This is a genomic window from Pedobacter sp. HMWF019 (assembly GCF_003061025.1).
GTDB lineage: Bacteria > Bacteroidota > Bacteroidia > Sphingobacteriales > Sphingobacteriaceae > Pedobacter.
This window is the reverse complement of the sequence record NZ_QAIL01000133.1, coordinates 15895-35867: the sequence shown is the minus strand read 5'-3', so window position 1 is coordinate 35867 and position 19973 is coordinate 15895. Positions and strand designations below refer to the sequence as shown.

Here is a 19973-nt window from a genome sequence, read left to right as displayed (position 1 = left end):
CCGCCAAAGTTGGACAAGCCGATGCCTATAAGCTGATCGTAACTTCTCCCTCTGGTCAAGCTACTACTGAATACTATGATGTAGCCACAGGATACCTTGTAAAAGAAGAAAAAACAAGGAAAGCAAACGGAGCAGAAATTAACCAGTCTATAGAATACAGCGACTATCGCAAAGTAGACAATGTGTTACTTCCATTTAAAATGGTCCAATCTGTACAAAGCCCTCAAGGCAGTCAGGAATTTGTGATCACGATAAAAGACGTCAAACTCAACACAGATCTGAAAGCTGCAGATTTCAATTAACCGAACAATATTCTATGAAAAAGGGCGCCCAAAAGGCGCCTTTTTTGTGTACATATCCCTCTGTATTTTAAACTATCCGTGCAAAAAAATGTCTATATTCATAGTATAATCTTTATCAACATGAAAAGAATTCAAAATACACTAAGCATTTTGCTCATCGCATTGACCTTACCGGTTTTTGCGCAGACAGATAAAGCAACCACTCAACGGGTGGTACAAGACCAGGACTTCGTTTTTCAAGCCACCAGCGCAATGCCTATGGCCAATATGGATGTCAGCCGGGTACTCAACAGGATGAACAATCCTGGCGGTGCAGGTAATATCAATTTAAGCGGATCTCAATATGATCTGACCATTAAAAAAGATAGTATAGTGGCTTATTTACCTTATTATGGCCGAGCATATACCGCAACCATGAACCCCGACGATGCCGGAATAAAATTTAAGTCTAAAGACTTTACCTATACCAATACAAAAAAGAAAAAAGGCGGCTGGACAATTACCATTGTCCCTAAAGACGTCAAAGACAGTCAAAAATTGATTCTTAACGTATCGGAGAGCGGTTATGCGACACTAGATGTGACCAACAACAACAGACAGCCCATTTCTTTCTACGGGTATATCAGCGAGCCTAAAAAACCAAAAAAATAGGCTTTGGCAAAAACCTAATATGTTGTCCCTGCAAAAGCCGGGACGACATATTATTTCTTCGGCACCAAGGTAATCTGGAACAGTTTATCAAATTTCTTTCCCGTCACAAAGAGTCTCTTTCCTTTAGCATCCCAGGCAATACCATTTAGAACGTCTGTATTCGAAAATCTATCTTTAGCCGAAAGAATACCTGTCAGATCAATATAACGCTCTACAACACCCGTTAATGGGTTAATTATAGCAATTTTATCTGTCTGATAGATGTTGGCATACAACTTACCGTCAATATACTCCAGTTCGTTCAATTGGTCTACTTGTCCTTTATTGTCATAAACCTCAATAAACCCTTCTTCCTGATAGGTATCTTTGTTTAAGAACCAGATCTTATTGGTTCCATCCGATTTCAAAAGCCTGCGCCCGTCGAAAGTCAGCCCCCAGCCTTCGCGACTGTTCTGGTACATAAAGGTGCCTGTTTGCTTAAAAGTCTTCGCATCATAAACAAAACCGGTATTTTCCTGCCAGGTCAGCAGGATCACTTTATCACCAACCAGGGAAGATCCTTCCCCAAAATATTTTTTATCCAGATTGATCTTCTGCAAAGCCTTGCCAGATTGCAGGTCTACCCACCTCAACGTAGAAAAACCATATTCACCGGTACTTTCCAGGAATTTACCATCATGGTATTCCAGTCCCTGTGTATAAGAAGTTGTATCATGCGGAAAAGTATTCACTACCTTATAACCAAACTCAGCAGGCGTTACTGCCGATCGCAGTTCCATATTCACCGTCAAAGTATCTTTACTCCCTGAATGCTCTACCACCGCAGAAACCAACCTGTAACCCAGAGGCAATTCTTTCGTATGTAAAGTAAATGCCTCAGCATTATTTTTCGATCCCAGTACCTTGCCATCAACCAAATAGGTTGCTGCAGTAACCTGTGTTCCTGGCGGGACGTCCAGTTCAATCTTGACATCTTCTCCCTGCGCCACAGCCTTGCCCTGTTCAGGAGACTTAAAGCCAATACTGGCTCCCCCTTTATCCTGTTTACAAGCGAAAGTAAAGGTAACACCCATTGCCACGCAAAAAGCGAGCAGATTTTTTTTTATCCTATGTTGGCCAAAATGCATCTTCTATATGATTTATCGTATAAAGTTCTTTATTTTCAAACACAATTGCAATGATGTCGAAACGAATCTCCCCCTGATGGTTTTTCCGCTCTATATATTCCAAGGAAGCAAATTCCAGCTGTTTTTCTTTTTTCCAGTCCACAAAATCTTCCGGCTCCCCATGCTCGGCAGAACGCCTGGTCTTTACTTCGACAAAAATGATCTGCCCTTCCCAGAAAGCAATCAAATCTATTTCTGCCCTGCCATACACCCAGTTCTTCTCTAAAATCCTGTAACCTTTATTTTCCAGATAATTCCTCGCCAGCTCTTCACCATATTTTCCAAGGTCGATATGTTTCGCCATTATTTCAAAATTACAGAACCCAGGAACTTAGAAATCTCCCTTTCTACTCCTTTAATAAAAGAATAACGCTGCATCAGAATTTCCTGATTCACCGCATCCTGTTCATTTTTGATCTCCTGCAGCAGGTTTAACAAAATACGGTCCACCTTTCTTTTTTTCAGGTGAAAGATCCCACTCAGAATTGTCGCCTTTAAATTCACCGTCTCATCCCTCACATAGATCTGGTGCTTATTGTACCAGTTCTCACTTAGGCTATAGGGTGAAGTAGATAAAGTAATGGCCAGGTTAACGATCTCCCTGTCTGGGTTTTTAATAAACTGACTGGCTACAGGCAAATGTCCATTCTCGATTTCTTCCTTATAGTGCGCAATGATCTTCTCACATACACCATCTTCAAAAGTAACGTCAGATAGATTCTGCATGATAAAAGAACCAATGTACATGTTGTCAATATTGTCCCAGCTCACCAACTCATGACCAAAGGTCAGCAGCAGCCGCACAATTTCCTGCTCTTGCAGGATGTCGCTTTCATTTCTGCTTTCTATCGGCTCTGCAGGAACTCCCGGTGCACCATCTTCAAATAGATTGTCCGGAGGACCATCCTCATAAGGTGAAGCAGAAGGCGATGGATTTGAAGGCGTGGATTTTTTGAACTTTGCCGCCCGAATTTTGTTCAGCTCGGAAAGTAAAATTCTTTCCTCTACCTGGAGCAAGTGGCTGCATTCACGAATAAAAACAGAAGCCTTGATGTCATCCGGGATCTTGGCAATACTTTCAACAATATCCCGGATAATGCCCGCTCTTTTAATAGGATCATTTCCAGCTTCTTTAAGCAGTGTATTGGCCTTATACAGGATAAAATCCTTGCGGTTATTTTCAATATATTCCTTAAAAGCACCCGAGCCTACATGGTGCATATAAGAATCCGGATCATGTCCATCGGGGAAGTTGACCACTTTTACATTCAGGCCCTCCTCCAGGATCATGTCCAATCCCCTCAGGGAAGCTTTTATACCCGCTGCATCTCCATCATATAAAATGGTCACATTTTGCGTGAAACGACTGATCAATCTGATCTGCTCTGTGGTTAAAGAGGTTCCCGAAGAAGCCACTACATTCTCCACACCAGCCTGATGCACAGACAATACATCTGCATATCCTTCTACCAGGTAGCAATTGTCCGTATCCCGGATGGCCTTTTTAGCATGAAAAAGACCATAGAGCACATTGGATTTGTGGTAAATATCGCTCTCCGGCGAGTTGACATATTTAGGAACCTTTTTATCTGTCTTTAAAGTCCGTCCACCAAAACCAATAATCCGGCCGGTAAAGTTGTGAATAGGGAACATCACCCGCCCCCTAAATCTGTCATAGAGCTTCCCTTTATCGTTACGGATCGATAGACCCACACGCTCCAGGTACTCTTCTTTGTGCCCGCTGTTTACCGCCTTAAGTGTCAGCGCGTCCCATACATCAGGAGAATAACCCAGTTCAAACTTCTTAATGATGTCTTCCCTGAAGCCCCGCTCCTTAAAATAACTTAAACCAATGGCTCTTCCATCTGCCCCTGTCCAAAGTTCATTGGCAAAGAAGCCGGCTGCAAACTGCGAAACCACATATAAAGTCTCCCTTGCATTCTGTGCTTCCAGATTTTGCGGAGATTGTACGGTTTCTTCAACCTCTATATTATATTTCTGAGCCAGGTATTTTAAAGCCTCCGGATAAGAATACTTCTCATGGTCCATAATAAAATGGACCGAATCCCCTCCCTTACCGCAGCCAAAGCATTTATAAATTCCCTTGGTTACAGAAACATTAAAAGAAGGCGTTTTCTCATTGTGAAAAGGACAATTGCCAATTAAACTCGTACCCCGCTTTTTCAAGGCCACAAAATCACCAACCACCTCCTCAATACGAGCGGTGTCCATGATCTTATCTATCGTAGCCTGGTTAATCATTTATCAATCCGTTTATTTCAGTCATTCATTTAAATCTTGTTCTGACCTTTCTTAGTGAAATCCAGATCCTGGAAATCATAACTAAAATCAGTAAGTGGAGAAATCGCCTCCATCTTCATACCTGTAGCTTTACCCTCTTTATCTAATGAAAAAATCGCAAATGCATCTGCATTCATGCTTCTTTGCGCCCATTTCACCACAAAGGTGTTTCCCTTATAAAACAACATCTCCCCTTCCAATTTAGGAGAGTTTAACGACTGGAACCAGAGTTTCCCTTCTCGTTGCTGAATCTGCACCTCACCAAACCAGGAATCCCTAAAAAGCCCTTCATACCGACTTAAATCCGGCTTTTCCACGCTCTTCTTTTGTTGCAGTTTAATGGCATCCCATACAGCTTCAGTTACTTTTTTACCCTCTGCTTCATGCTGTTTTTCCAATTCTTTATAGGCCTTAATCCGGTCCTTTCCCTTAATTCCAAAATAACTATCCTTAATGGAATTGGTAATAGAAGTAAATGCATAACCGGACTCCTGGTTGGTCAGAACAATGATTCCGAGTTTCATTTCCGGGATCAAAGTGACCTGAGAAACAATTCCACTTAATCCTCCTGTATGTTCTACCTCCAGGTAACCATTTTCATCACCCAGGAACCAACCCAAGCCATAACTTCTGAAATGGTTCCTATAAAGACCACCTCCGGGCATAATAGTTTGTGGAGACCACATTTCTTCGTGTACTTCCGGACTGAATAACTTTTTAGCCAGACTTTCGCCATATTTCCCACCGTTCATCTGCATGATGACCCACTTACTCAATTCATCAGCATTGGTCCATATACCTCCTGCCGCATTAGAAATCTCCGGAAAACCTTTACTGATCACCTTGAGCGCTCCGTCCACAGGAGCATGTGCATCAATAGAATTTACTTTATCCTTCAAACGCGGATAAGAAGCCGCACTCTGATCCATGCCTAATGGCCTCATGATCCTATTTTCAATAAATTCCTCCCAACTCATCCCGGAAACCTTTGCCAACACCTCTCCCGCAACAATATACAATAGATTATCGTAATCAAACTTAGTCCTGAAGGCAGATACAGGCTTCAGGTATCGCAAATTATGGATCAACTCACTTTTTGTTACCCGATTGGAATCCGGAAAGATCATCAGATCACCAGCACCCAAACCAAGTCCACTCCTATGGGTCAGCAGATCCCTTATTGTGAATTCCTGTGTAACATAAGAATTATACAACTTAAATCCAGGAATCAGGTCCACCACTTTATCATCCCAGTTTAACTTTCCCTCATCCACCAAAATACCCAGACCCGCAGCTGTAAAGGCCTTACTATTAGAAGCTATACCGAAAAACGTATGTACATCAACAGGTGCTTTGGTTTGCAAGGACCGCAGCCCATAACCTTTCATATGAACTACCTTTCCATCCTTCACCACCACCAGAGAAATTCCGGGAACATTAAAGGTCACAAGCGTCTTTTTTACAAGACTGTCCATTTGGTTTTCCGAAAGCTGGGCACGCACAGGGCCTGAAACAGCCAGAATAACAAATAGAAAAAAGAAAATCGTTTTAATTTTATTCATAGAACAGACGATACGGAAGGTCAGAAAAAACACTGCATAAAGTTAAAGATTTTATTGTTTAAGATGCTATTTCCCCGTATGGTAATCTTTTTGAACCACCAATACGCTTGCCCGTTCTTCTTTCTTTAACGGAACATTCCAATTGCCCTGGTAAGAGATCTTAGAGGGCAGTTTAACCTCATTAAAATAACTCATCTCAATATTCATCTGCACATTAAAATCAAATAGCATATTGCTGTATTTCATATCCACATACCGCCCCAGAATCTCAAAATTCCGCTTGTCGAAAATGGTGGTCAGTTCTTTGATCATCAAGCCGTCTTTTGTCCAGCTGCTCAGGTCAGGTTTAATGGAAACCTTAAACCGGTATACCGGAATAGAATCCAGGTAAGTTCCACTATAGAAAGTATAATCATAATACTGCCGCATATTTGGCGTAAAGATTTCTGTTTTGCTTCCAATAAACGGAAGCCCTTTAACCGGTCTGCCCGGCGAAAAGATCAAGGTCTTCAGCTTATCCTTATAGCTTGCATTGGAGCCTTCAGCCTTCCCTCCAAAAGAGGCATCCGAAAATTCAGACTGATAAGCATTCATAAAGATATAGTCAAACATCTCCACCGTATACAACTGATACTTTCCGTTCTTCTTATACACCCTTCCTGTATCCTGTTTCACCAGGTATTCCAGCCGGGGAGCAGAAATATTGTGCCTGATCTTCCTGTAGATCCTGCCATTCACCTTATTCTTCTTATCATAAGTATAGATGCGGTTCTCGGCAATGAACCCATATTTTTTCATCTCCCGGAAAGCCCTGTAGAAACTGGTATCAGTAGTCACTGCATCAATGAAAGTTTGCACACTGAGCCTTCTGGCCGTAATATTGACCGTAGAATCCAGCTGGATGGTCTGTATCGTATCCGGGTTAAACCTTTTGATCTCCTGACCCCTGGCCTTAACCATTGCCATCAGTCCTATGCTGATTAAAAGTAACCTCTTCATCCCTGCCTATTCAACGCCTCCGGACAGTATTAATTGCCCAATTGCTTTAAGGCGATATAAGCCATCAAACCTGTTGAAACCTTTAGTGCATCTTCATCTACATCAAAATTAGGGTGGTGTACGGAATACGTAGTTCCTTTTTCTGCATTACCTGTACCCAACCTGTAAAAACAAGCATCGGTTACCTGTGAATAATAAGCAAAATCTTCCGCAGCCATCCAGATGTCCAGGTCCAGCACATTATCCTTGCCCAGGTAATCTTCTGCATAAGTACGCGCATTATCGGTCAGTACGGGCTCATTGACCAGGAAAGGATAACCATTCATAATCTTAAATTCGCAACTTCCACCCATACTCTCTGCAATTCCTTCCGCCATTTTTTTCATCAAACGCTTGGCTTCCAGACGCCATTCTTCATCCAGGGTCCTGAAGGTCCCCTCCAGTTTCACCTCATTTGGGATGATGTTCGTTGCCCCATTAGCAATCACCTTTCCAAAAGAAAGCACAGAAGGCAACCTTGGATCTGCATTCCTGCTTACAATTTGCTGCAGGGCAACAATAATATGAGAAGCAATTAATACCGGATCTATATTTTGGTGAGGCTGTGCCCCATGGCCGCCTTTTCCAGTTACCGTAACGTACAATTCGTCTGTAGAAGCCATATAAATTCCGGAACGGAAGCCTACTTTTCCCGCATCAATAAAAGGCATCACATGCTGTCCAATGATATGGTCCGGCTTAGGGTTTTCCAGCACCCCTTCTTTAATCATAATGCTTGCTCCACCGGGCAGCAGTTCTTCTCCCGGCTGGAAGATCAGTTTAATGGTACCGGCAAATTCTGCTTTAAGCTGGCTCAGAATATACGCCGTCCCTAATAAAGAAGAGGTATGTACATCATGACCACAGGCATGCATCACGCCTTTATTTTTAGAAACATAAGGTTTGTCATTCGCTTCATGTATAGGCAATGCATCCATATCTGCACGCAGCGCAATCACCTGATCAGAAGGCAAATCTCCTTTGATCAGCCCAACTACCCCCGTATTGGCCATAGTTGTAAAAGGAATGCCCCAGGATTTCAATTTATGCTGTACAAATAAAGAAGTTTCAAATTCTTTAAAAGAGAGTTCCGGATTGGCGTGTAAATGTCTGCGCGAAGTCACCACCTCATCAAAGATATGGGCAGCCTGTTGTTGTATCTGATCTTTAATCATCATTGCTGTAGTCTAAAGTAGGGGCATTAATTTTTTCTCTGAAAATGAAAAGCGTTGGAAAATTAGGTCGCAGCGCATTCATGAGACGCTGCGCTTCCAGCCGTGTCCTGAAATCTCCCACCCTCAGATAATAATTGGGTTCCCTGTAGGTAATATAGGTATTTAATTTAGGATAAAGGGTTTTAAACCTGGATTGCTGCTGGAAGGTCTCTTTTCGGTCTGAACCGTAAAAAACCTGCACTCTATATCCCATTTGTGCCACTACAGGTCCAGTTCTTTTAATCGTAGCAGGCGCTGTTCTTTTACTCAGTTCCAGCCTTTTCTCAATCATGCTGTCAATCAGCGGATCTTTAATAATAATGACCTCACCTTTCTTCTGTGCAAATACAGGAATACATAACAAACAAAACAAACAGGTATAAACTACTTTCATTTAAATTAGGTTTCACAGTACTGAAGCTTATATAGGCAATACCTTTTTAGTGCAGGCTTATACAGGTTTCATGAAAAGGCTATAAAAAAAGAATGCCGAATTTCTTACAAAACTCGGCATTCTATATGTTTATTACAAATTACAATCCTGCACCATGGCAATTCTTGTATTTTTTGCCGCTTCCGCAAGGACAAGGCTCATTTCTACCAATTGTAACCTCTTTACGTACGGGTTGCTGAGGTACTTGTTCCCTGGTATCTTCCATTACCGCCTCGCCACCACCTTGCTGAAACTCAGGTTTAGACATTTTTAAACGGCTGGGTGCAGGTCTTGGTGCCTGTGGGGCACGAAGGTCTTCTGCTTCCTGATGTACAGGAATACCACCTTTATATAAGAAACTCACCACCTCTTTATTTACCGCATTCAGCATGTTTTTAAACAGGTTAAAAGCCTCCATTTTATAGATAACCAATGGATCTTTTTGTTCGTATACTGCATTCTGTACAGATTGCTTCAACTCATCCATTTCACGCAAATGCTCTTTCCACGACTCATCAATTAAGCCCAAAACAATTGTCTTCTCAAAAGCCTTTGTTACTTCGCGACCATTGTTGTCAATGGCAGCTTTTAAGTTCACAGGAACCTGGATGCTGCGCAAACCATCAGTAAACGGAATCACAATCTGCTCAATATGTTCTCCACGTTCTTCAAACACCTGATGCAACACCGGCATGGCCTGATTGATCATGCCTTCCGATTTTCTGGCGTAGAAGGCCGCAGCCTCTTCAAACAATTTATCTGTTAAGGTATGGATATTCCTTGCACTGAAATCCGCTTCTGTAATTGAAGTATCCAAAGAGAAGTTTTTGATCACTTCCAGCTTAAACCCTTCGTAATTTCCTTCTTCTTTATATTCTGTAACGATATCTTCAGCAACATCGAACACCATATTGTTCATGTCTACATCCAAACGCTCTCCAAACAAAGCATTTCTGCGTTTGGCATAAATCACAGAACGCTGAGAGTTCATCACATCATCATATTCCAGCAAACGCTTACGAATACCAAAGTTGTTTTCCTCCACCTTTTTCTGTGCACGTTCAATAGATTTGGTGATCATAGAATGCTGGATCACTTCTCCATCTTCAATACCCATTTTCACCATGATGTTGGAGATCCTTTCAGAACCAAACAAACGCATCAGGTTGTCTTCAAGAGAGACAAAGAACTGAGAAGAACCCGGATCCCCCTGACGTCCGGCACGACCGCGCAACTGTCTGTCTACACGACGGGACTCATGACGCTCCGTACCTACAATCGCCAGACCTCCGGCTTCTTTAACACCAGGCCCAAGCTTGATATCTGTACCACGACCCGCCATGTTGGTGGCAATGGTTACCTGACCGGCCTGACCAGCTTCAGCAACAATATCGGCTTCCTTCTGGTGCATTTTTGCATTCAGTACATTGTGTTTGATACCGCGCAGTTTCAGCATACGGCTCAGCAACTCTGAGATCTCTACTGAAGTGGTACCTACCAGTACCGGACGTCCGGCCTGGGTCAGCTGAACGATTTCTTCTGCTACTGCATTATATTTTTCGCGAATGGTGCGGTATACGTAATCCTGATGATCTTTTCTGGAAATCACCCGGTTTGTTGGAATTTCCACCACATCCAGTTTATAGATAGACCAGAACTCACCAGCCTCTGTTGTTGCTGTACCCGTCATACCACAAAGTTTGTGGTACATCCGGAAAAAGTTCTGTAAAGTCACCGTCGCATAAGTTTGCGAAGCATCTTCTACCTTTACATTTTCTTTAGCCTCAATGGCCTGGTGCAAACCATCAGAATAACGACGGCCATCCATAATACGGCCTGTCTGCTCATCTACAATTTTAATTTTACCTTCATCAATAATGTATTCTACATCAATCTCAAATAAGGTATAGGCTTTCAGCAACTGATTTACCGAGTGGATACGCTCTGCCTTGATCGAATAATCACGCATCAGCTCATCTTTCCTGGCAATCTTTTCTTCACTGCTCAAAGTTGATTTCTCAATATCAGCGATCTCTGTACCCACATCAGGCAAAACAAAGAAATGAGGATCTTCACCAGATTTAGTGATCAGTTCAATACCTTTTTCAGTAAGCTCTACCTGGTTGTTTTTCTCGTCAATATAGAAATACAACTCAGAGTCTACCTTAGGCATATTCTTAGACTGATCTGCCATGTAATGGTTCTCCGTTTTCAACAAGGTTTGTTTTACACTACCTTCACTTAAAAACTTGATCAGTGCTTTATTTTTTGGCAAACCACGGTGTGCTCTTAACAGCGCCAATCCACCTTCACCCTCTTCGGTTCCGGCTTTACCATCATTGATTAATTTTTTAGCTTCATTTAAAGCTTTGGTTACATATTCTTTTTGCGCATTAACCAGACGCTCAATCCTTGGTTTCAATTCATGAAACTCGTGCTGATCTCCAAAAGGAACTGGACCTGAAATGATCAATGGTGTACGGGCATCATCAATCAAAACGGAATCGACCTCATCCACCATGGCAAAATGCAGCTTACGCTGTACCAGCTGGCCTGGTTCCTGCGACATATTGTCACGCAGGTAGTCAAAACCAAACTCATTATTGGTACCATAAGTAATATCTGCCAGATAAGCTTTTCTGCGTTCGGGAGAGTTTGGTTCGTGTCTGTCAATACAATCTACCGCTAAACCATGGAATTCAAATAAAGGACCATTCCACTCCGAGTCACGACGGGCAAGGTAATCATTCACTGTAACGATATGTACACCTTGTCCGGCCAATGCATTCAGATAAGCAGGAAGTGTACTTACCAGGGTTTTACCCTCACCGGTAGCCATCTCCGCAATCTTACCACTATGTAATACAATACCACCAATCAGCTGTACGTCATAGTGCACCATATTCCATACCACCTCATTACCGGCAGCATCCCAATGGTTAGCCCATACGGCTTTATCTCCTTCAATTTTTACATTGTTCTTTCTTGCCGCATAATCCCGGTCAAACTGGGTTGCAGTTACTTCCAGGAACTGGTTCTCAGAGAAACGTCGGGACGTTTCCTTCACTACAGCAAAAGCCTGCGGAAGGATATCAGACAATACCACTTCCAGTTCTTTATCCCGGTCTTTGATCAGCGCATCAATCTGATCATACAAAGCCGTTTTTTCAGCCAACGACAATTCAGATTGCTCTGCATCTGCTTTAAGTCCGCCAATTTTACCGTCTATATCTGCTAATGCTTTGGCAATAACATCTTTAAAATAGACTGTTTTATTCCTTAATTCATCATTAGATAATGCTGAAAGCTTAGCGTATTCCTCATTGATCTTGATGACGATTGGCTGTATGGCTTTAATATCTCTTTCTGATTTGCTTCCAAATACCTTGGTTAAAAATCCTAACATCTCTTTATGCTTGTGTTTATTTATTTTAAAATCATCAAATTACAACAACCAAGCCACAGCAAACTATAAGTCAGATTGGCAGTTGTCGGGCGCTAAAATTACAAAATATCCTGTACTTTGCTCCCGCACTGACGTTTTATTTTATCTTTGCCCTGCGAACGACGCTCAGGAGTTCCTTCTAACAATTAAAAACAAACCACAGTCAAGATGAATATCTTATTATTAGGTTCTGGCGGCAGGGAAAGTGCATTAGCCTGGAAGATGAGTCAATCCTCATTAAACCCTCAATTATTTATTGCTCCGGGTAACGGTGGAACTTCTGCTTATGGAAAAAATGTAAACATCAATCCAAACAACTTCCAGGCCGTTAAAGACCTCGTACTGAAAGAAAATATTGATATGGTTGTGGTGGGCCCTGAAGAACCTCTGGTTAACGGGATTCACGATTTCTTTCTTGCAGATGCCCAGCTGGCTTCTATTCCGGTAATTGGCCCAAAGAAAGAGGGCGCCATACTGGAAGGGAGTAAAGATTTCTCCAAACAGTTCATGGCACGTCATGGCATCCCAACTCCCGGATCCAGGTCTTTCACAAACAAGAATTTAGCAGAAGGGCTTACTTATCTGGAAACACACAGCTTTCCTGTTGTTTTAAAAGCTGACGGATTGGCCGCAGGTAAAGGGGTTTTGATTATAGACAATCTGGCCGAAGCTCAGGAAGAACTTAAACTGATGCTGAGTGGTAAATTCGGCGATGCCGGAACAACTGTAGTTATAGAAGAGTTTTTAACGGGTATCGAACTTTCTGTATTTGTTTTGACAGATGGAGAAAATTATGTTGTTTTACCAGAGGCAAAAGACTACAAGCGCATTGGTCAGGGCGACACTGGTTTAAATACCGGCGGCATGGGTTCTGTTTCTCCTGTTCCCTTTGCTGACGATAAATTCCTGGCTGAAGTAGAAAAGACCATCATCATTCCAACCATTAATGGTTTAAAGAAAGACAAGATAGACTATACTGGTTTCATTTTCTTTGGTTTGTTCAAAGTGGGTGATAAACCAATGATTATTGAATACAACTGCAGAATGGGGGATCCGGAAACGGAAAGCGTTATGCCACGTATTGAAAACGACCTGGTAGAACTGTTCCAGGCCACAGCTCAAAGAAAATTAAAGGATGTAAAAATCCGCATCAGTCCTAAAAATGCAGCAACCGTAATGATCGTTGCCGGTGGATATCCCGGAACCTACGAAAAAGGCAAAAGCATCAGCGGATTGGATAATGTCAGACAATCGACTGTTTTTCATGCAGGAACCCTTTCTGAGGGAGGCATCATTAAAAGTAACGGCGGCCGTGTACTGGCCGTAACCAGCTTACAAGACAGCCAGTTTGAAGCCTTGCAATCTGCAACAGCGGATGCAGCGCGCATCTATTTTGATGGCAAATATTTCCGGGAAGATATCGGTTTTGATCTGATGTAATTACACAAAAATTCTAAGCGAAGCCTGCTGCCAAAACAGCGGGTTTTGTTTTTTAAAGTCAATCCAGGTTTTACCAGGAATACAACAGGTGTGGAGAAGGTGAATTGTTCAGAAAATTCTGTACAGCTGCTTCAAGACTAACGATATCAGGCGGGCCGAAGAGGCCCGCAGATCTCTGAGGTCTTTCCGCAGCGTACGAAAATTTTCCGCAGCAAATTGCAGAGGGAGGGCGGTGACCGGACAGGGTGCAAATAATTGTGTCTTGGTTTATATTCCTAGCGGAGTGAGTCCGGTCTGAGTCCGGAGTAAGTCCGGGTTTTTCCGCAAAAACCCGGACTTACTCTGCTCTAATCAGGCACTAATTCTGGAGTCAATATAAACCAGGACTATAATATCTTCCTACACGTCATGCCTGGACTCGCCCAATTAAGCGCCACAAACTTTTATCCAAACCTACCTTCTCTTAAGCACGATTTCAGGAAACGCAATACTGCTTGCTAACCAGCAAGGATACTCTGAATCAATATCTACCCGGTGAAAGTAATACGACCTGCCCTCATACCGAAAATGGCTTCCAATAGCATTGACTTTATCCAATGGCAATTGAACCCCCATTCCAGTTGCTTTTAAAAAAGCTTCCTTTTTAGACCAGGCACTGAAAAAACAGGCATTTTGATCCGGACCACGATAGATTTCTACCCATTCTTCTGTTGTAAAATAGTTAGTATAATCCTTCAGATCAACGGGAATGACCTTTTCCAAATCGGCCCCAAGATCTCCACCCATCTGTGCAGCGCAAATTACCCGGTCTCCGGAATGAGATATATTGAACTGAAAATCACCATCAAAAAAAGGCCTGCCATAGAGACCATGCTGCATGGTAGAAAGTGAATGGGGTTGATTCAGATCCTCCAGTATTTTTTTCAGCAGCAACCGTCCGCCCAGCTTTAATGCCCGATCTTGCGGGGAATGATACGCCCTGATTTCTTCCTGCATACCGACAGGCAGCTGCTCCATCTTCGCCTCAAAACGGACCTCAGATTTCTCCACCTTGCATTCGCTGAAATAAATATAAATTCTTTTATTCTGATCCTTTCCGGTCACATTTTTATTATTTAACGCTCTATATATGCCAGTTAGCTTCCGTCTTTAGAAAAGACATCAAACACTTCACAAAAATAATGTATTTTGGTACTTCGTAGAGGCGGCTGCCACTTCCTCTATTTTTCTATCTAAATGAACGCATATTGTATGATGCCTGTGAGTATGGTTACCGGACCTTTAAAACCGGAAATTCTTCGCGAGGAAACCCTGGCAGATCTGTTTCGGGAAACAGCTAAAAAACATGCGCAGCACACAGCGTTGATTTTTAACCAAATTTCCCTTTCCTACGCTGAACTGGATCAGTGGAGTGATGCTGTCGCCCAATTTTTAAACCAGCAGGGTATTGGAAAAGGGGCTAAAGTAGGCATCTGGTGGCCTCGTGGCATAGAATTGCATGTGGCTATCCTGGGTATCATCAAAGCTGGGGCAGCTTATGTTCCCTTAGACCGGGAAATGCCAGCAGAACGAGTGGAACTGGTGATGAGTGAGGTAGGTGCATCAGCCTGTTTTTGCGAGCATCAGATCAATGCCAGCTGTTTACAGTTAGAAGTTCCCCAGCCAGGGGCAGAGAAAAGTGTAGCAACAGTTGCGAGTGATGGTGCCGGGCCTGATGATGATGCTTATGTACTGTATACCTCCGGCAGCACCGGAAAACCTAAAGGAATTCCCATTACACACCGCCAGATCTGTCATCTGGTACGTGCCGAACAATATATTTTCAATATCCTGTCCACCGACAAAGTATACCAGGGTTTCTCTGTATCCTTTGACATGTGGTGTGAGGAAACCTGGGTAAGCTACCTAGCCGGGGCTACGCTTTGGATAGCCGACAATACGACTTCAAAGGCCATTGATGAACTCAGTGATACGCTGCGTACGCAGGGCATCACTATCCTTCATGCGGTACCCAGCTTGCTGGCCGTCATAGAAGACACCGTTCCCTCGATACGGCTCATCAATGCCGGCGGAGAAGCTTGTACGCCACAGGTATTGGCCCGATGGGCAACGCCTTCCAGAAGATTTTTCAACAGTTACGGACCTACCGAAACAACCGTATCGGCTACAATGGCTGAATTGCGCCCAGGTGATAACATTACCATAGGACTGCCTATTCCCAATTACGGACTTGCGGTTGTCGATGAGCAATACAACCCCGTACCACTTGGGGAACGCGGGGAATTGGTGATCTCCGGTCCGGGCGTCTCCAATGGCTACGTAAACCTTCCGGAACTTACCGCAGAGAAGTTTTTGAATAAACCAGAGCCCCTGGCCCTGATGCCTGGAGATCGGATTTATCGTACCGGCGATGCCGCCACCATCAATACCGACGGAAGTATTGACTTTCTTGGCCGCCTGGATGATCAGATCAAACTCAGGGGCTACCGGATCGAACTGGGAGAAATTGAAAGCCGTTTAAATGCCCTTCAAGGTGTATCTGCCGCTGCTGTAGCCGTAAAAAAAGACAGCAATGACCAGGATCAGCTGGTAGGTTACCTCGTTCCCGATGGCACCATCAATTTAGATGATGCGCTGATCAGGCTCGAACTGGCCAAATTCCTGCCACCTTATATGGTTCCGGGTACTATAGCCCTTCTCTCAGAAATGCCACGGATGCCGAGCGGAAAAGTGAATAGGAAGGCTCTTCCCGTACCCGAGGCCATGTTAAGTACACCGGCAGACCTTTCCGGAGAGACACTGGATGTGAATGCCCCATTGCCAGACCGGGTACTCGCTATGCTCAGGAAAACTTTTCCGGGCAGAGACATCAGCCTCGACCTTGATTTTTTTACAGACCTGGGTGGACATTCCCTTTTGGCGGCTGCCTTTATTTCCAAGCTTCGCAACGATTGTAACATCCCTTATGCTTCATTAAAAGACGTTTACACACACCGCCCACTCAGCAGCCTGGTTAAAGTATGGGAATCGGTACCACAACAAGCGCCTCCAAAGCAAAGTATCTTCAACAAAATACCACAATGGAGGTACCTGATCTGCTGGTTTGCACAGAGCATTTCCCTGTTGCTCATCTACGGGCTGTTTGCCATACAAATCTTTGTGCCTTATCTGGGCTATTATTATGTACGCGAAAGTACAGAGAAATTATCCTATGGAATTGTTACTGCACTAGGACTTTATTGCCTGATTCCACCCTTTTTCACTTCCCTGAGTATTCTGGTGAAACGCCTGGTCATTGGGAAGATCCGTGCAGGGGATTATCCGCTTTGGGGAACTTATTATTTCCGCTGGTGGTTTGTTAAAACTATACAAGCTTTAATTCCTACCCAGTTTATGAACGGAACGCCAATCTATCCGGTTTATCTACGTATGCTTGGTGTTAAAGTGGCCCCCACTGCACAACTCAGTTCGCTCACCATTGGTGCAGAAGATCTGCTCACCATAGGGGAAGATGTCAGCATCAGTTCGCAGGTAATTTTTAATAATGCGGTTGTAGAAGACGGTTGGCTGAAAATCCGCAGCATTCATATTGGAGATCATGCCTATATTGGCAGCAGTGCCATTATTTCTGCCGATGCTTCCGTAGAGGAATGGGGAGAACTCCAGGACTTGAGCCACTTGCAGTCCGGGCAAAAAATAGGTGCCCGTGAGGTCTGGAAAGGTAGTCCGGCCCAGCTTAAAGAAACCAGGACTTTGGAAGAACTTCCTCAGCCCCTACTGGTCACTGCAGCCAAACGTAGCCTGTATAGTTTTATCTTTACTGTACTGCTGATCCTTTTTCCTGTCATCATTTTATTACCCCTGTTACCTACCATATTGGTTTTAAATGCGATGGATGATGCTGCACCAGACTATAATTTCAATTATATGATCACCGTACCCCTGCTGGCCATTTCTTATATCATTTTATATGCGTTTGAAACCATAGCAGTCACCAGATTGTTGCAGCATGGCATTAAGCCGGGGAAACATTCTGTTTACAGTGGCTTCTATGTTCGTAAATGGCTGGCAGACCAATTGATGTCTTTGAGTCTTATTGTAATGCACCCCATCTATGCCACCGTTTTCGTGGCGCCTTTTTTCAGGTTATTGGGGGCAAAAGTGGGTAAAAATACAGAAATTTCAACCGCCAGTAATGTGACACACCCTTTACTTGAGATCGGCGATGGGGCCTTTGTAGCCGACGCAGTAACTCTCGGTGAATCTGATGTCCGCGGACAGCAGCTCATTCTCGACAAAACCATTATAGAAAGTAAAAGCTTTGTTGGGAATAGTGCACTCATCCCACAGGGTTATCACCTGCCGGGAAATATGCTGATTGGGGTATTGTCTACGCCGCCTGATCAGGAGCAACTTGCCGGCTCAAATGCTAAGGATTGGTTTGGTTCACCAGCTATTGCATTGCCACGTCGTCAGGAAAGCAATCCTTTCCCCGATGAGCTGACCACCACGCCTTCGTTTCCAAGAAAAATGGCCAGAACAATTACAGAGTTTATCCGGATCATTACACCAGAAACAGCCATCATTTGCTTCAGTATTTTATTTATTGCCCTTGGGCATGATCTGATCACCCAAAAACCATTATGGAAAGTTCTATTGCTCTTTCCTTTCTATTATCTTGGTCTTATGGGGCTTCCAGCCTTTTTAGTCACCGTGATCTTTAAATGGCTCTTTGTAGGAAAATACAAAGTGAAACAAAGCCCAATGTGGACATGGGAAGTTTGGCGCAGTGAAGCCATTACTTCAACTTACGAGGCCTTGTCTGTTCCTTTCCTGCTGGAATATCTGAAAGGAACCCCATGGCTCCCTCTTGCCCTTCGTTTACTTGGAGTAAAAACAGGAAAACGGGTCTGGATGAACACTACCGACGTGACCGAATATGACATGGTCAGTATTGGGGATGATTCTGCACTAAATGAAGATTGCGGACCACAGACGCATTTATTTGAAGACCGCGTTATGAAAGTAGGTCCTGTAAAAATAGGGGCAAGAACAAGCATAGGCGCACGCAGTATTATTCTATACGACAGCGAGATTGGCAATGATGTTAAACTGGAGCCCCTCTCGCTGGTGATGAAAGGAGAAGTCCTGGCTCCCGGAACCTCCTGGACAGGCAGCCCGGTAAAACCTGTATAAATAAAAAATGCTATCTGAAATCAGATAGCATTTTTTATTTAGGTCATTACTTTTCTTATTTGGAAGTGCCCAGCAAGTCACCAAGTTTCTTATGCAATTCTTCTCCCCTAACGTTTTTAGCAACAATTTTACCTGAAGGATCGATTAGAAAATTGGCAGGAATTGCACGAACACCGTACATTTTGGCTGCAGCATTGTTCCAGCCCTGAAGATCAGAAAGCTGAGTCCAGTTCAGACCATCTTTTTCAATGGCTTGCACCCAGGCATCTTTTTTACCTGGCTGATCCAGGGATACGCCTAAAACAGTGAAGTTCTTATCTTTAAATTTATTGTACGCAGCCACTACATTTGGATTTTCTCCGCGGCATGGTCCACACCATGAAGCCCAGAAATCAACCAATACATATTTTCCGCGGAAATCAGACAATTTAACGGGTTTATCATTCACATCGTTTTGTGTAAAATCCATAGCCATTTGTCCTACAGCCGTTTTCTTGCCAGACTCGATGGTTTCAGAAATGCTCTTACCCAAATCCGTTGCTTTTACTGCAGCAGAGAATTTATTAAAATCTGCTTCTGTACCCTGAGGATCAGCATCCAGGTCCATACTTCCTCTGAAAGCCACCAAAGCAATGTAAGAATTTCTGTTTTCAGCAATAAACTTCTTATTGATTGGAGCCATTTCTTTCTCAATTGCATCAGAACGCTCTTCCAGAGATTTTCTGTAAGCGGGATCCTGACGTTGCTCAGCTGTTTTACTATAGTATTCAGTAGACAGCGCATTCATCTTGTCGTTTGGAGATTTTAACAAGGCTTTTAATTTTGCATTGTCATCGTTTACCAATGAACCTTTAACGGTAGCCTTTTTTACAGAATCGGCCGCATTAACGGTGATTACTTTATTTTCTACATAGAAAGACAGGACATCACCTGCTTTTCTTTGGTCTACGGGGCTTGCATCGTGTTTAAGGATTAAACGGGCCTCAGCTGGCGCGGTTACTTTTCCTTTGAACTCGAAAACGCCGTTTTTTAATTCAGCTGAATCTACGACCACTGCCTTAGCAGTGCGGTATTGCAAATACGCTTTAGCGGGTGCATTCAGCGCACCTACTTTTCCTTTGATGGTGTATCCATCTTGTGCCATCGCTGCCAATGGCAATAAGAAGGCGGCAGATAAAATGGTTTTTTTCATTTGTGGGTTTATTTTATGATAATAGTTTGCGAT

General features: G+C 43.3%; 14 protein-coding genes. 4 read left to right on the top strand and 10 right to left on the bottom strand.

Features of this window, described 5'->3' with window-relative positions; translation table 11 throughout:
- Positions 1 to 302, top strand: a 302-nt coding sequence (locus DBR11_RS08400; RefSeq protein ID WP_199233797.1) for a DUF4292 domain-containing protein, incomplete at its 5' end; no start/stop codon positions are given.
- 120 nt (positions 303 to 422) lie between these two features.
- Entirely contained in the window at positions 423 to 953 is a 531-nt protein-coding gene (locus DBR11_RS08395; RefSeq protein WP_108551530.1) for a DUF4251 domain-containing protein, read from the top strand.
- A 50-nt stretch (positions 954 to 1003) separates the two neighbouring features.
- On the opposite strand, the gene DBR11_RS08390 is transcribed toward DBR11_RS08395, so the two are convergent.
- The 8 genes from DBR11_RS08390 to secA all read right to left on the bottom strand — a co-directional run bounded on the left by DBR11_RS08390 (position 1004) and on the right by secA (position 12073).
- On the bottom strand, positions 1004 to 2026 hold the full coding sequence (locus tag DBR11_RS08390; RefSeq protein ID WP_233260689.1) for a glutaminyl-peptide cyclotransferase: 1023 nt from the start codon (positions 2024 to 2026) through the stop codon (positions 1004 to 1006).
- Positions 2027 to 2060: 34 nt separating this feature from the next.
- Positions 2061 to 2423, bottom strand: coding sequence for a YraN family protein (locus DBR11_RS08385; protein WP_108551526.1), 363 nt, complete (start codon positions 2421 to 2423; stop codon positions 2061 to 2063).
- Positions 2423 to 4381 (bottom strand): DNA primase, encoded by a 1959-nt coding sequence (gene dnaG / locus DBR11_RS08380; protein WP_108551524.1) that lies wholly within the window; start codon positions 4379 to 4381, stop codon positions 2423 to 2425. The genes DBR11_RS08385 and dnaG overlap by 1 nt, the downstream gene beginning before the upstream one ends.
- A 29-nt stretch (positions 4382 to 4410) precedes the next feature.
- The gene (locus tag DBR11_RS08375) at positions 4411 to 5982 is read right to left on the bottom strand and encodes a serine hydrolase (RefSeq protein WP_108551522.1); all 1572 of its coding nucleotides are present in this window, start codon (positions 5980 to 5982) and stop codon (positions 4411 to 4413) included.
- 66 nt (positions 5983 to 6048) lie between these two features.
- Complete coding sequence (locus DBR11_RS08370; RefSeq protein ID WP_108551520.1) at positions 6049 to 6981, bottom strand: hypothetical protein; 933 nt, start codon at positions 6979 to 6981, stop codon at positions 6049 to 6051.
- A 29-nt stretch (positions 6982 to 7010) separates the two neighbouring features.
- Complete coding sequence (locus DBR11_RS08365; RefSeq protein ID WP_108551554.1) at positions 7011 to 8195, bottom strand: M20 family metallopeptidase; 1185 nt, start codon at positions 8193 to 8195, stop codon at positions 7011 to 7013.
- Complete coding sequence (locus DBR11_RS08360) at positions 8188 to 8628, bottom strand: SPOR domain-containing protein (protein WP_108551518.1); 441 nt, start codon at positions 8626 to 8628, stop codon at positions 8188 to 8190. The genes DBR11_RS08365 and DBR11_RS08360 overlap by 8 nt, the downstream gene beginning before the upstream one ends.
- A gap of 139 nt (positions 8629 to 8767) precedes the next feature.
- Positions 8768 to 12073, bottom strand: coding sequence for a preprotein translocase subunit SecA (gene secA / locus DBR11_RS08355; protein ID WP_108551516.1), 3306 nt, complete (start codon positions 12071 to 12073; stop codon positions 8768 to 8770).
- A gap of 207 nt (positions 12074 to 12280) precedes the next feature.
- On the opposite strand from secA, the gene purD reads away from it, so the two are divergent.
- On the top strand, positions 12281 to 13552 hold the full coding sequence (gene purD, locus DBR11_RS08350) for a phosphoribosylamine--glycine ligase (RefSeq protein WP_108551514.1): 1272 nt from the start codon (positions 12281 to 12283) through the stop codon (positions 13550 to 13552).
- Between the two features lie 453 nt (positions 13553 to 14005).
- Here the strand turns inward: purD and DBR11_RS08345 are convergent, their stop codons facing one another.
- On the bottom strand, positions 14006 to 14656 hold the full coding sequence (locus DBR11_RS08345; protein ID WP_108551512.1) for a 4'-phosphopantetheinyl transferase superfamily protein: 651 nt from the start codon (positions 14654 to 14656) through the stop codon (positions 14006 to 14008).
- A gap of 132 nt (positions 14657 to 14788) precedes the next feature.
- On the opposite strand from DBR11_RS08345, the gene DBR11_RS08340 reads away from it, so the two are divergent.
- On the top strand, positions 14789 to 18748 hold the full coding sequence (locus tag DBR11_RS08340) for a Pls/PosA family non-ribosomal peptide synthetase (protein ID WP_233260688.1): 3960 nt from the start codon (positions 14789 to 14791) through the stop codon (positions 18746 to 18748).
- 55 nt (positions 18749 to 18803) lie between these two features.
- Here the strand turns inward: DBR11_RS08340 and DBR11_RS08335 are convergent, their stop codons facing one another.
- Positions 18804 to 19940: a TlpA disulfide reductase family protein gene (locus DBR11_RS08335; protein ID WP_108551507.1), complete on the bottom strand. Its 1137-nt coding sequence runs from the start codon at positions 19938 to 19940 to the stop codon at positions 18804 to 18806.
- Positions 19941 to 19973 lie beyond the last annotated feature (33 nt).

Coding starts and splice junctions, on each gene's coding strand:
- DBR11_RS08370 (WP_108551520.1), bottom strand. CDS start 6,981: ATGAAGAGGTTACTTTTAATCAGCATAGGACTGATGGCAATGGTTAAG.
- DBR11_RS08340 (WP_233260688.1), top strand. CDS start 14,789: ATGAACGCATATTGTATGATGCCTGTGAGTATGGTTACCGGACCTTTA.
- DBR11_RS08365 (WP_108551554.1), bottom strand. CDS start 8,195: ATGATTAAAGATCAGATACAACAACAGGCTGCCCATATCTTTGATGAG.
- secA (WP_108551516.1), bottom strand. CDS start 12,073: ATGTTAGGATTTTTAACCAAGGTATTTGGAAGCAAATCAGAAAGAGAT.
- DBR11_RS08395 (WP_108551530.1), top strand. CDS start 423: ATGAAAAGAATTCAAAATACACTAAGCATTTTGCTCATCGCATTGACC.
- DBR11_RS08375 (WP_108551522.1), bottom strand. CDS start 5,982: ATGAATAAAATTAAAACGATTTTCTTTTTTCTATTTGTTATTCTGGCT.
- DBR11_RS08390 (WP_233260689.1), bottom strand. CDS start 2,026: ATGGGTGTTACCTTTACTTTCGCTTGTAAACAGGATAAAGGGGGAGCC.
- DBR11_RS08360 (WP_108551518.1), bottom strand. CDS start 8,628: ATGAAAGTAGTTTATACCTGTTTGTTTTGTTTGTTATGTATTCCTGTA.
- purD (WP_108551514.1), top strand. CDS start 12,281: ATGAATATCTTATTATTAGGTTCTGGCGGCAGGGAAAGTGCATTAGCC.
- DBR11_RS08385 (WP_108551526.1), bottom strand. CDS start 2,423: ATGGCGAAACATATCGACCTTGGAAAATATGGTGAAGAGCTGGCGAGG.
- dnaG (WP_108551524.1), bottom strand. CDS start 4,381: ATGATTAACCAGGCTACGATAGATAAGATCATGGACACCGCTCGTATT.
- DBR11_RS08335 (WP_108551507.1), bottom strand. CDS start 19,940: ATGAAAAAAACCATTTTATCTGCCGCCTTCTTATTGCCATTGGCAGCG.